The organism is Candidatus Binatia bacterium (assembly GCA_026415395.1).
Taxonomy (GTDB): Bacteria; Desulfobacterota; Binatia; order HRBIN30; family HRBIN30; genus HRBIN30.
Map to the genome: position 1 here is coordinate 13,101 of JAOAHD010000020.1, position 12,890 is coordinate 25,990.

Genomic DNA, 12,890 nt, shown 5'->3' on the forward strand with positions numbered 1-12,890 from the left:
CGCCGAAGCGTCATCGAGCCGTACATTATGTGAACGGAAGCGTTCAGTAAATGGCCGCGAGAACGAGAAAACAACCGCAGGCAGCGCGCACTACCCGCCGGCCGCGCGGGCGGCCGCGCGACGAGCGCAAGCGGAGCGACATCATTGCCGCGGCCCGGCGCATCTTTTTCGCCGCTGACCCCCGCAAGCTGCGCATGGAACGGATTGCCCGCGAGGCGGGAGTGTCGAAGGCCACGTTGTATGCCTACTTCCCCAACCTCACCGAACTGCTGCGCGCGGTCATCCAAGACCACCGTGCGAGCATGACCCGTGCGCTGGACCGGCTCCCGCAAACCACCTCTGACGTTCGGGCTTCTCTCGTCGAGTTCGGGACCCGCTTGGTCGAGTTCCTCACCAGCAGCGAAACCGTTGCGTTGCAACGCATGCTCGCTGCCGAGCCGTCTCTCCGCCAGCGCTTGGGCCGGTTGATTTACCGCGAAGGACCCGAAACGATGCGGACAAAAGTGGCACGCATTCTTTCTGCGGCCGAGGCCCGCGGGGACTTGCGCCCTCACGACAGCCAGCGAGCCGCCGAGCAGTTGCTCGGCATGTGGCAGGGAATCGTGAGCATCGGCCTTCTCATTGGCGGGCGCCCGGCGCCGAGCCGGAAGGAGCGCGAGCGGGCGGTCGAACACGCTGTCGATGTGTTGCTGCGCGCCTACGGGCCGTCGCCGAACGGCTGAGTGCGCAGCGCTACGAGGAGAAACGAGGAGGGCGACACTGCCCGCTCTTTTGCCGGAGCGAGGCAGCGCCAACGCACAAAACCAACAATGCGAGGGCTATTCCAGCAACGCCCGTGAGAACGGGCACGGTCGAGACCTCTGCCCTCTGGCATTCCCGCAAGAAGAGAGTGTTCTCCCTTTGGATGTTCAACTCCTGAAGGGTTGCATCGTCGGGAAGTTCCTGGCCACCAAAGACCAAGCATTGTTCGCTGACCGGGATGCCGATCCTATCCTGAATGAGCTGTTTTACGAAACCGATCGTGTCTGTCGGCTCAACTTCGAGGGTGATCGTCGTACCAGGAATGGTGCGGACGAAAATCTGCATGGCCAGGGTAGGTCGAGACATGACAAACAGCACGCATGCGGGCGCGAGGGACAAGATTCGCAAGCAAACCAGGATTTCCTTTATAGATTTGGTTCGGGCCCGTCTCACGGAATACCACCCGCTTCTAGACCGCCCGACCCCTACAACGTAAAAGCTCTGTTATGCAACTCTGCGCGGTAGGCGGTCTGCGTTCACAAGGCTCACCCCAGCTCGGGGCCTCGGCTTGGGCTTCGCAAAAAGATCCGGAGAGCGTCTCTGGATTGCCAGGCGGGCATCACCGGCGCCCGCCCGATTTTTCCGCGCACCAGGAGCGACTCCTTCTTCTCGGCCCCCAAAAAGCGGCGGAACAACAACTTCGCCGTGAGCAGAGCGGCGCTGATTTGGCCACCGCGTTAGGAGCCCTCTGCGCGGCGACCGCGGGCCGAGCGCCGCTCGAAGTTGGAGGCACCTCTCGGGCTACTCCCCAGCAAAGTGGGGTTTGAGCTTCTCGTAAATTGCCTGCAAGTGGTCCGGCATCACCTTTACACCCGCAAGCACCGGCATGAAGTTGGTGTCGCCAATCCAACGCGGGACGAGGTGCCAATGCAAGTGGTCAACGAAACCGGCACCAGCCGCTTGTCCGAGGTTGAGCCCAATGTTCATTCCTTCGGGCTTGTACACCTCCTGCAAAACGACAGCGGCGCGTTGTACGACCTTAAGGAGCTCGCAGGCTTCTTCTGCAGGCATCCCGGCGAAATCCGCAGTGTGCCGGCGCGGTGCCACCATCAGATGAGCCGTGGCATAGGGAAACTTGTTGAGCATGACCACGGCGGGCGAGGTGCTCAACACATATTGCTCGGCTGGATCGTTCGCATCGCGGGCACGGCAAAAGATGCAGGTGGGATCCTTGGGTCCACTCAGGTAAACGCCGCGCCAAGGAGCCCACAGGACTTCGACCACTTCCCCCTCTCCCTGATTCCGCGTGGGCAACCGCCGCTTACGCTTGTCCACCGTTCACCTTCGGTGTTCACATTCCGGCCCGCGCAACGCGCGCCCGCAGCAAGGGGCTGGTGCTAACTGTTCTCTGGCTTTTGCCCATCCACCCGCAAGCGCAGCTCCTTGCCGGCACGGAAAAACGGCAGTCGTTTCGGAGCAACACGGAAAGGCTGGCCGGTTTTTGGATTGCGGGCCTCGCGCCCGCGACGCTCGCGAAGCTGAAAGGTGCCGAACCCACGAATTTCGACCCGTCCATTTTTCTGGAGCGCCTCCACCATGCTGCGAAACACGGTGTGAACCACCACCTCCAAATCGCGGCGCGAGCAATACGGAAACCGGCGGCCAAGCTCTTCGACCAGCTCTCTCTTCGTCATACCGCCACTCTCCACCCAACGGCCGTTTAGGATTGCGGCGGTTCTTTCTTTTCCGTCTCTGCCCGCAACTGTTCGGCCATGATGTCCTGCAGAGAGAAGCGGCCCTGGTTGCGGTCGCGCTGCAGGTACGACTCCATTTCCATCCGCTCCTCCGTACGCCGCAACGCGCGGATACTCAGGCTAATCTTCCGATCCTTCGGATCCACCAACGTGACTTCCGCCTCGACCTCTTGGCCGGGCTGGAAGAGATCCTGCGGTCGATCCACCCGCTCATGGCTCAACTGAGAAACATGGATGAGTCCTTCGACGCCCTCTTCGAGCTCGACGAAGACACCAAAGTCGGTAACCGAGGTGACTTTGCCGCGCGCCCGACTACCCACGGGGTACCTCTGCGCCATGGTGTTCCAGGGATCCTCCGTGAGCTGTTTCACGCCGAGAGCAACCCGCTCGTGCTCAGGATCGATGCTCAACACTACCGCCTCGATCGTGTCCCCTTTTTTGTACAACTCAGAGGGATGCTTGATCTTCTTCGTCCAGTGCATGTCCGACACGTGGACCAGGCCATCGATGCCTTCAGCAATCCCCACGAACACGCCGAAGTCGGTAATGTGTTTCACGACGCCCGTGATGCGCGAGCCCACCGGATGGTTGATGCGGAGCAAGTCCCACGGATTAGGGACGGCCTGTTTCAAGCCGAGAGAGATCCGTCGATTTTCCTCATCGACGTCCAACACCACAACCTCGACTTCTTGGTTGGGCTCCACGACCTTCGAGGGATGAACCACACGCTTGGTCCACGACATCTCCGATACGTGCACTAATCCCTCGACCCCGGGCTCCAATTCCACGAAGGCACCGTAATCGGCGATGTTCACCACCCGGCCGCGAACCCGCGAACCTACAGGATAGCGCTCCGCCACTCCTTGCCACGGATCTGGCATGATTTGCTTCATGCCGAGCGACACCCGCCCGCGGTCCGGATCATATTTCAGCACTACGACCCGCACACGCTCGCCCACTTTCACCACATCCGACGGATGGTTCACCCGGCCCCAAGCCATGTCGGTGACGTGCAACAAGCCGTCGATGCCGCCGAGGTCCACAAAGGCTCCGTAGTCCGTGATGTTCTTGACCACGCCCTCGAGAATCACGCCCTCTTCGAGCACGGCCAGCGTTTCCCGGCGCATTTGCTCGCGTTCTTCCTCGATGACCTTGCGCCGCGACAAGACGACGTTGCCCCGAGAGCGGTTACACTTAATTACGGCAAACTGCGCCCGCTGGCCGATAAAGCGATCGAGCGAGCGGACCGGGCGCACATCCACTTGCGAAGCAGGAAGAAACGCGGGCACGCCCACGTCGACTTTGAGACCACCCTTCACTTTTCCAACGATGACCCCTTCAATCGTCTTCCCTGTTCGCTCTGCTTTTTCGATATCGCTCCACACCCGCAGCTGTTCGGCTTTCACCCGCGACAGGCGCACACCGCCCATGTCCGGGTCGAGCGCGACTACATACACATCGATCTCGTCGTCAGGCCGTACTTCAACGTTGCCTTCGCGATCAGTGAACTCTTCAACTGGAATGGTTCCTTCGGACTTGTAACCAATGTCGACGGTTACGGCATCGTGTGACACATGGACCACACGACCACGAACGACCTGCCCTGGGCGAGGCGCGCGGGTGCTTTGTTCGAAAAGCTCCCGAAAGTCGTTCTCGCTGCTGGACGCAGCTTCATCTCTTGCTTGTTCCATGTACGGGGTACCCCCTGGGGCTGAGTTCCGGTTCTTCATATCGTCACACCTATAGCCTTGCAAGTTCTGCGCGACGCGCAGCTACAATCTCGTAGAGCATTTGCACCACTTCGTCGATGCTTTTCTCGGTGGTGTCGACGTAAACCGCATCGGGCGCGGGTTTGAGTGGTGCATGGGCACGCTGCCGATCGCGCGCGTCGCGCTCTGCAATTTCTTTCGCCACTGCCTCGATCTCTGCTTCGCTGACCTCGCGGTGCCACTCAGCGGCACGCCGGCGGGCACGCTCGAGCGGCGAGGCATCGAGAAAGAACTTCGCCATGGCATCAGGAAACACCACCGTGCCGATGTCCCGCCCCTCCATGACGACTCCGCCGCGTGCACCGAGCGCGCGCTGCTGGGCCACTAAATGGGCACGCACCTCGGGAACGGCGGATACCTTCGAGGCCCACTGCGCCGCTTCGGGGGTGCGGATTGCTTCGGTCAAATCCCGCCCGTCAGCGAAGACACGCGTCCGCCCCTGTTCATCGTCGCGAAAACTGATGCGCGTTTCACGGCACAACTGGTCGAGCGCCGCTGCGTCATCGGGGGCGATGCCCCGCTCGGCGGCGAGCACGCCAATCACCCGGTACATGGAACCCGTATCTACATACTGAAAGCCTAGCCGCTGGGCGAGGCGACGGCTCACAGTGCTCTTGCCAGCGCCAGCCGGGCCGTCAATCGCAACGACCAATGGCCTCATCCGCGCAGCGCCTCCAATTTCGCGAAGAATTCGGGAAAGGTTTTACCCACACACTGCGGATTGCGGATGCCGATCCCCGCCACACGTAGGCCAATGAGCGCCAGGCTCATCGCGATGCGGTGGTCGTCATACGTCTCCACCACTGTGGGTCGAATCGTGCCCGGGTACACAGTGAGCGCATCCTCTGCCTCTTCCACCCTCACACCCAGGCGATTCAATTCCGTGGCCATGGCATGCAGGCGATCACTCTCCTGCAGGCGCAAATGCGCCACGTTGCGAATCCGCACCGGTCCGCTGGCAAAGGGAGCGAGGGCCGCCAGGGTCATGGCAGTGTCGGAGATGGCGTTCATGTCGACATCGAGGCCAAACAAGTTCCCGGTGCCACGCACTTCGATGAAATCCTCGCCATAATCGACGGCAGCGCCCATATGCGCCAACACGTCGGCGAAGCGCACATCGCCCTGTAACGAATCGCGGCTCAGGCCCGGCACCCGCACGCGTCCGCCACACAGTGCGGCCGCTGCCCAAAAGTAGTGCGCGCTCGACGCATCCGGCTCGATCCGGTAGCGACGGCCGACATAGCGCTGCGGGCCGATACGGAACGTACCGTGTTCCTCTCGCTCCACTTGAGCACCGAACGCACGCATCACGTGGATGGTCATGTCCACGTACGGCTCCGCGATCAATGACCCGCGCAAGCGCACCTCGACGGCCTCTTGCGCACAAGGAGCAACTTGCAGGACCGCCGAAAGAAATTGGCTGCTCTTGCTTGCTTCGAGGGTCGCTTTTCCTCCGCGCAGGCCGTGTGCGTGCACGACGACGGGCGGGCAGCCGTTGAGGTGCTCGGCACGCACGTCGGCTCCAAGTTGGCACAAGGCATCTAGCAATGGCTGGATGGGCCGCTGGCGCATCCGCGGTGACCCGTCGATCCGATAGCGGCCGTGGCCCAGGCAAAGGGCAGCCACGAGGAACCGCATGGCCGTGCCGGCGTTGCCCACGAACAGATCAGCTTCCCGTGCGGGAAAGGTGCCGCTTCCACCGATTACGCGGAAGTACCGAGCGGAGCGATCCTCATCGACCCGAATGCCCAAGGCGCGCCACGCTTGCGCCATGTAGATCGTGTCATCGCTGAACAACGCGCCTTCCAAGGTGCTCTCGCCCTCAGCCAAGGCCGCGAGGAGCAACGCGCGATTGGTGATGCTCTTCGAGCCCGGCACCGCGACCACGGCGTCGATTGGACCCGTGAGTGGTTGAACCCAGTAGACATCGCTTTCGCTCATGGCTCCTCGCGGCTCGCCCGAAGGTGACGCAAATGGCACTGCCGGCTTTCTTCGAGCCACGCACGCAACTCCTCCGGCGTGGCCGTGCAGATTGCGTGTCGGAGCTCCTCTACCGCCACGACCAACCCTTCCACCGCGCGAGCAATCGCACTCCGATTCGCGATAAAAATATCCACCCAGGTCTCTGGATGGCTCGCCGCCACCCGCGTCAGGCTCGCAAAACTTGGCCCGGCCAAGCGTGCCGCGTCAGGTTGATACCGCTCCAAGGCACGGCTTGCCGAAAATGCCAACACGTGGGGCAAATGGCTCACCCACGCGAGCGCGGTGTCGTGGCTATCGGCGTCCATTTCCAACACGCGCATGCCTACGACTTCCCACAGCGCTCGCACTTGCTCCAGCGCCGCGGGATCGGAGCGCGTTCCGGGCGTGAGCACGCACCGGCGGCCGCGAAACAAGTCAGGATCGGCAGCGGCGGCGCCGCTGGCTTCCGTGCCCGCAATGGGATGGGCACCGACGAACCTCACGCCGGCGGGCAGCAGCGGCTCGACCGTGTCGAGGACGTAGCGCTTCATGCTTCCCACATCGGTCACAACGGCGCCCGGGAGCAACACCGGGCGACACTGTGCGACCACTCCCGCCATGGCGCGCACCGGCACTGCCAGGAGAACGAGGTCCGCCTTGCGCACCGCTTCTGCCGGGTCGTGGGTGAAAGAATCCACGATGCCGCGACGTCGCGCTTCCTCGAGGTTGACAGGGCTCCGACCTACGCCCACAACCTCACCGAACACACCCGCCCTCCGTGCCGCCAAGGCCAGCGAGCCGCCAATCAAGCCCACCCCAATCACGGCCACACGGTTAAAATGCAGCGGCACGCAGTCCTCCCCCGCGCAGCACCTGCTCGAGTGCGTGGACACAGCGCTCATTCTCGGCCGCGGTTCCGATGCTGATCCGCACGTGCTCCGGAAATCCGTACACTCCCATGGGCCGCACGATAACTCCCTGGCGCAGAAGGGCCTCGTACACGCGCGCGCCGTTGCCCACGCGAACCAAAATGAAATTTGCCCAGCTCGGCACGTACTCCAGTCCCAGCCGCTCGAACTCGCGGCGGAAGAACTCCATGCCCCGGCGATTTACTTCACGCGTGCGCTGTACATGCTCATCGTCCTCGAGGGCGGCCAGGGCTGCGACCTGCGCCAAACTGCTGACATTAAAAGGAGCGCGCACACGGTCCATCAGATCCACCAGCGCGGGCGGGGCGATGCCGTATCCAATCCGCAGCCCAGCCAAGCCGTAGATCTTCGAGAACGTGCGTAGGGTCAACAGCGCCCGCGTGGGCGATTGACTCGACAGCGAATCGGGATACCGCGGGTCGTCCACGTATTCAAAGTACGCCTCATCCATGACCACCAGCACGTCCTCTGGCACCCGAGAGAGGAATTCTTCCCATTCGTTGCGGAAAACAATCGTTCCCGTTGGGTTATTCGGATTAGCGAGGAACACCATGCGCGTGGCTGGCGTGATCGCGTCGGCCATCGCTTCCAGATTGTGCGTGTAGTGGCGCAGCGGCACCACGCGCGCCGTGGCGCCTTGCGCTTGCACGACCAGGCGGTAGATCACGAATGCCTGGTCGGCCATCACCGCTTCATCACCCTGCCGGAGAAATGTTCGCACCGCGAGTTCGATGAGCTCGTTGGAGCCGCTGCCAAACAAGATGGCGTCAGCCGACACCCCGAGCTTCCGCGCCAAAGCTCGTTTCAGGTAATAGCAACTGCCGTCCGGATAGCGGTGCAGTTGCGTTAGGGCTTCGCGAATTGCGGCGATCGCTCGCGGCGAAGGACCCAACGGGTTCTCGTTGGAGGCAAGCTTGATCGAGTCACGGATGCCATATTCGCGCTCGAGCTCTTCGATGGGCTTCCCGGGTGGATAGGGTGCAAGCGTACGGATCCACTCCGGCGCTAAGTCTTCCAGCTTCTTCGCCATCGTCCATCCACTCGGGTCACGTCGGGCGACTCGCCGCCGGATACGACCCCAACACCTTGCAAAACAGCGAACGCCGCTCGACCTCCGCCAGCGCTTTCGCCACGTGCGGCTCCTCAGCGTGGCCCACCATATCGAGGAAAAATAGATACTCCCAAGGGCGGTTGCGCAAGGGCCTCGACTCGATGTTGCACAAGCTCACGCCGTGCTCCGCAAAGGGCTGCAACACGCGATACAACGCACCCGCCTCGTGGCGCGCGGAAATGACGATCGATGTTTTGTCGTCGCCACTCGGGCGCGCCAGTCCGTCGTGCCCTAAAACAAAAAAGCGAGTGAAGTTGTTGGCCAAGTCCTGGATGCTTTCGGCGAGTACATTCAAATCGTAGTACGCAGCAGCGAGCTTGCTCGCTACCGCTGCCACACCTCGCTCCTTCTGCGCCCGCTGCGCCGCCGCCGCAGTGCTCGGCGCTTCGACTTGCCGCGCATGCGGCAAATGTGCTCGCAACCACAACCGGCACTGCGCCAACGCTTGCGGGTGCGCGAAGACTAGCTCCACATCCTCGAGCCGGGACGCCCGCGCCAGCAGACAGTGCTCCACCCGCAGTTGGATTTCCGCCTTGATGGTAAGCGACGACTCGGCCAACCGATCCAGGGTGACCGCAACCACTCCTTCCGTGGAGTTTTCCACCGGTACCACCCCGTAATCGGCACGCCGGTGCTCCACTTCGTCGAAGACTTCAGGAATCGTCGGCACCGGCAGGATGTTCGCCTGGCTACCGAACTGCTGCACCACAGCTTGGTGGGAAAACGTACCGAACGGCCCGAGGCACGCGACTTTCAGCGGCTGCTCTAAAGCAAGACAGGCGCTGATGATTTCGCGGAAGATACTCCGCACCTGATCCGCCCGCAGCGGGCCCCGGTTCGCACGCAGCAAACGAGCCAGAATTTGCTTTTCCCGCGCGGGCGCGTAAATGGCCGCGTTCTGTCGCCGCTTGTGTTCACCGATTTCTCGCGCCAGCCGGGCTCGCCGGTTGAGCAGCGCGAGGACTTTTTGATCGATATCGTCGATGCGAGCTCGCAAGTCATCGATGGAAGTCGGTCGTCGCACAGTTCCCTCTTGTTGCGCTCGGCCACTACTGCTGGCAAGCACCCAGCAGCACCGCTGTTGGCTCGGCTGCGGTCAACACCCCGTGGCGCATTGGCAGGCTTCAGTGGCTCGCTCGCGTAGCCGATGTGCGGCTGCTTTGCAACGCAGAAGGTCCGTGCACCGAGCACTTACACCGCGCTCGTTGTCGCCTTCCTACTTGTCCTCCGGGCGCCCCATTCGCCACCGAGCTGGACATTGCCACCGATGAATCCCGCCGGGGCGAGGAGCCGTCGGTGTCGGATGCCAAGCGAGCAGGGTGGCGTCTTGGCGCTCGTGGTCAAAGCCTCACCGCCTCTCGACCGAGCCGCATGCCGCGCACGGTTCCGGCTTGCAAACCGTCGAGCTCGGGCATACGCAGCCGAAGCTAAAGGGGAGGGCACAGGGATGCACCGTTTGGCGCTATTTGCGTTGATCGCGCTCGCTGGAGGACCAGCTCGGGCGGCCAGTCCGGTGTATCCCACCAATCGCTGCGTTGCCACCAAACTGAGCGCAGCCGCCGCCTACTGCCGCAACGCGGCACGCGCCTGGGGAGCGTGGGATGTGTCCCAGGACAGCGCCAGGCGCGATGCCGCTCTGGCCAAAGCAGCTGCTTTGCTGGCAACGCGCTGGAGCAAAGCGGAGCTCGACGCAGCGGCGAAAGGCGTCGATTGCAGCGAGACTACGGCAACTGTTGCCAGCATGCAAAGCAGCATCGACACTGAAATCCAAGCCGTACGCAGTGCTATTCACGAGGGGCTCGACCTCAACGTCCCGGCGCACGCACGCTGCAGCCGCTCGCTGCTCCGGGCGGCCGGTGCCAAGTGCCGCGCGTTCTTGGCGGCGGAAGCAACGTTTGTCACTCGCTTGGACAAGGACCCGCAACGCACCAAGCGCGAGAGCAAGCGGAACCGAGCCGTTGCGAACTTTACGAAGGCTTGGAACAAAGCCACAGCGGGAAGCTGCCCGACCATGGCAACCGAGAGCGCCCTGCAATCGCTGGTGGAAGATTTAGTTGGCGCTACGATCGAACTCGCAACCATCTCCCCGGCGGTGCCCGATACCGCTTTCGCAACCATCACGCCGCCCGCCGTGGTCACGTACCAGGGAGAGACCCTGCGACCGCGCTGCGCCTTCGATACACCCTTTTCCTTCTTCGCGAAGCGCGGCACCACGAACAATCTGCTCATCTACTACCAAGGCGGGGGTGCCTGCTGGAACTGGATGACGTGCGGCTTCTTGGTGACGTTTGACACCAGTGTAGACCCCTTAGGCTCGGACAACCCGAACAACCTGGCGAGCCCGGCTGGGTTCGCGAACTTGAGCAACCCTAACAATCCGTTCAAAGACTGGAACATTATTTTCGTCCCGTACTGCACGGGCGATTTGCACTTTGGCGATGCGGACCGCGAGTACACCAACTCCTCCACCGTGCTGGTGTACCACCGTGGCTACCACAACGCGCGCGTGGTGGAAAAATGGGCGCGAGAGCATTTCGTCAATCCCGACGAGGTCTTCGTCGCCGGAACCAGCGCGGGTGCCTACGGGGCTTTTTTCAACGCCCCGCTGCACCACTTCGTTTGGCCAGCCTCTCACTTCTCCGTGCTCGGCGATGCCGGCAACGGCGTGATCACCACAAGCTTCTTGCTCAATGAGTTACCGACCTGGAATCTCACCGCACACATTCCTGCGACAATCCCCAACGTTCTCGCCGCGCTCCAGGGTGGAGGGCTGCCGGTCTATGTGAGTGCTGTGGCCTCGTTCTTTCCCCACACTGCTTGGGCCCATTACACCACTGCTTACGATGGAGGCTCCGGCGGGCAAAGTGGCTTTTACAACATCATGCTGAATCCGACAAACGTATTACAGTGGGCCCGCTGGTGGGATGCCACTTGCCAATGGAATTCAGTTGCGATGAGCCAGTTGGTGGCGAGCTATGCATCGAATCCGACGAACTACCGGTACTACGTTGGAGCCGGTTCCCGCCACGGCATGTGGGGCCTGAACAAGGTGTACACCGACCAAAGCGGCGGCGAGTCGATGACCATCGTCGATTGGGTGCAGGCCATGCGCACACGATCCGCGCAATGGGTCAACGTGCAGTGCACGGATTGCGGCAAAGTCTTGGCCGGCGACCCGAAACCGAGTCCGCTAGAAGCTCCTTTTGTTTCCGACCCGGGCTCACCGTCTGGCGCCCGGATCGTCTGCCCCTGAACTCCAGCGGCCGCGGCTTGCCCACACGCTCTCCCGCGCGCTCCGAAGAAGCCGATGCAAGAAGCGCTTGTAGGTGCCGGTATGCCGTGCCAAGCAAGAGCAACAGAGAAGAGGGCTATGCGGATACTCTACTTCGACGCGTTTGCGGGCGTGAGCGGAGACATGACCGTCGGCGCTTTGCTTTCCTTGGGCCTGCCGCTCGATGAGGTGCGCCGCACGCTCGACGCGCTACCGCTCGGCGAGTACGAAGTGCGGGCGTTCCCCCGTATGATCCATGGGATCCGGGCTTACAAGTTCGAAGTCCAGGTGCCCGCTCAAGCTCCTCATGTTCACCGCGCCTTCCGCGACATTCGCGCGATGATCGAAAGCGCCCGCATCGATCCGCGGGTACAAAAGTGGGCGCTTCAGATTTTTCACCACCTCGCCGTTGCTGAAGGACGGGTGCATAACGTGCCCCCGGAAGACGTGACCTTCCATGAAGTCGGAGCGGTCGATTCGATTATCGATATTGTCGCCACTGCGGTCGGTTTGCAGCACTTCCAAATTGAAGCGGGGTATGTGCGGACGCTCCCGCTCGGCAGCGGATTCGTTTCTTCGCAGCATGGCGTGCTACCCGCGCCGGGGCCGGCTACGGTCGAGCTTGTGCGCGGCTTTCCTGTGCACTTTGGCGACGGAGAGGGCGAACTGGTCACGCCCACCGGTGCAGCGATTGTCGCCACTGTTTGCAAGCCCGGACCTCCACCGCCCCTTGCCGTGTTAGGCGTCGGCTACGGCGCTGGAGCGCGCGAGTGGTCCGATCGTCCGAACTTGCTCCGGCTCGTACTGGGGGAGCCCGCGCCGCAGTTTACCGAGGACGAATTGATGGTCGTCGAAACCAACATCGACGATATGCCGCCGCAGTGGTTCGACTGGGTGTTCGAGCGGCTGTTTGCCGCCGGCGCTCGCGACGTATGGCTTACCCCCGCGCAGATGAAGAAAAACCGTCCTGCAAGCGTACTGCATGTTCTCTCGGACGCTGCCGCACACTCTGCGGTCATGCAGGTGCTGCTCAACGAAACCACCTCTCTCGGCGTACGGAGCTACCCAGTGCGTCGCCATAGCCTCATCCGAGAGGAGCGGGTTGTGTCCACCCCTTACGGCGAGGTGCGCATCAAGGCGGCGCGGATGCCCGACGGGCGTTGGAACTTGGTACCGGAGTACGAAGACTGCAAACGCCTCGCTCATGAGGTGAACGTGCCCTTGAAGCTGGTGTACCAAGCCGCCCTGGCTGCTGCTCGTCGAGAAGACTCGTAGTCGTGCGCAACCCTGCTGGGTCGGCCCCGCGCGCCAAACGAGCCGAGGCCAAGTGCAGCGGACCCTTGCCCTTCCCCG

At 62.4% G+C, this 12,890-nt stretch carries 12 protein-coding genes; 3 read left to right on the plus strand and 9 right to left on the minus strand.

Going from position 1 to position 12,890, the window contains the following annotated elements:
* The first annotated feature begins 50 nt into the window (after positions 1–50).
* Complete coding sequence (locus N3C12_14650) at positions 51–722, plus strand: TetR/AcrR family transcriptional regulator (protein ID MCX8073666.1); 672 nt, start codon at positions 51–53, stop codon at positions 720–722.
* 10 nt (positions 723–732) lie between these two features.
* Here the strand turns inward: N3C12_14650 and N3C12_14655 are convergent, their stop codons facing one another.
* From N3C12_14655 to pheA, 9 genes are all read right to left on the minus strand, one after another.
* On the minus strand, positions 733–1,194 hold the full coding sequence (locus tag N3C12_14655; GenBank protein ID MCX8073667.1) for a ubiquitin: 462 nt from the start codon (positions 1,192–1,194) through the stop codon (positions 733–735).
* A 348-nt stretch (positions 1,195–1,542) separates the two neighbouring features.
* Positions 1,543–2,076 carry an HIT domain-containing protein gene (locus N3C12_14660; protein ID MCX8073668.1) on the minus strand — a complete coding sequence of 178 codons (534 nt, stop codon included), beginning with the start codon at positions 2,074–2,076 and terminating at the stop codon, positions 1,543–1,545.
* A 62-nt stretch (positions 2,077–2,138) separates the two neighbouring features.
* Positions 2,139–2,435, minus strand: a complete 297-nt coding sequence (locus tag N3C12_14665; GenBank protein MCX8073669.1) for an integration host factor subunit beta — start codon at positions 2,433–2,435, stop codon at positions 2,139–2,141.
* Positions 2,436–2,461: 26 nt separating this feature from the next.
* Positions 2,462–4,225: a 30S ribosomal protein S1 gene (locus N3C12_14670; GenBank protein MCX8073670.1), complete on the minus strand. Its 1,764-nt coding sequence runs from the start codon at positions 4,223–4,225 to the stop codon at positions 2,462–2,464.
* 10 nt (positions 4,226–4,235) lie between these two features.
* Positions 4,236–4,925 (minus strand): (d)CMP kinase, encoded by a 690-nt coding sequence (gene cmk, locus N3C12_14675; protein MCX8073671.1) that lies wholly within the window; start codon positions 4,923–4,925, stop codon positions 4,236–4,238.
* The gene (aroA, locus tag N3C12_14680; GenBank protein ID MCX8073672.1) at positions 4,922–6,205 is read right to left on the minus strand and encodes a 3-phosphoshikimate 1-carboxyvinyltransferase; all 1,284 of its coding nucleotides are present in this window, start codon (positions 6,203–6,205) and stop codon (positions 4,922–4,924) included. Before aroA ends, cmk begins: the two co-directional genes overlap by 4 nt.
* Positions 6,202–7,077: a prephenate dehydrogenase/arogenate dehydrogenase family protein gene (locus N3C12_14685; protein MCX8073673.1), complete on the minus strand. Its 876-nt coding sequence runs from the start codon at positions 7,075–7,077 to the stop codon at positions 6,202–6,204. Before N3C12_14685 ends, aroA begins: the two co-directional genes overlap by 4 nt.
* Positions 7,061–8,185: a histidinol-phosphate transaminase gene (gene hisC, locus N3C12_14690; GenBank protein ID MCX8073674.1), complete on the minus strand. Its 1,125-nt coding sequence runs from the start codon at positions 8,183–8,185 to the stop codon at positions 7,061–7,063. Before hisC ends, N3C12_14685 begins: the two co-directional genes overlap by 17 nt.
* A 16-nt stretch (positions 8,186–8,201) precedes the next feature.
* Positions 8,202–9,290 carry a prephenate dehydratase gene (pheA, locus tag N3C12_14695; GenBank protein ID MCX8073675.1) on the minus strand — a complete coding sequence of 363 codons (1,089 nt, stop codon included), beginning with the start codon at positions 9,288–9,290 and terminating at the stop codon, positions 8,202–8,204.
* A gap of 423 nt (positions 9,291–9,713) precedes the next feature.
* On the opposite strand from pheA, the gene N3C12_14700 reads away from it, so the two are divergent.
* On the plus strand, positions 9,714–11,519 hold the full coding sequence (locus N3C12_14700) for a pectinacetylesterase family protein (GenBank protein ID MCX8073676.1): 1,806 nt from the start codon (positions 9,714–9,716) through the stop codon (positions 11,517–11,519).
* A gap of 117 nt (positions 11,520–11,636) precedes the next feature.
* Positions 11,637–12,812: a nickel pincer cofactor biosynthesis protein LarC gene (gene larC, locus N3C12_14705; GenBank protein ID MCX8073677.1), complete on the plus strand. Its 1,176-nt coding sequence runs from the start codon at positions 11,637–11,639 to the stop codon at positions 12,810–12,812.
* The last annotated feature ends 78 nt before the right edge of the window (positions 12,813–12,890 follow it).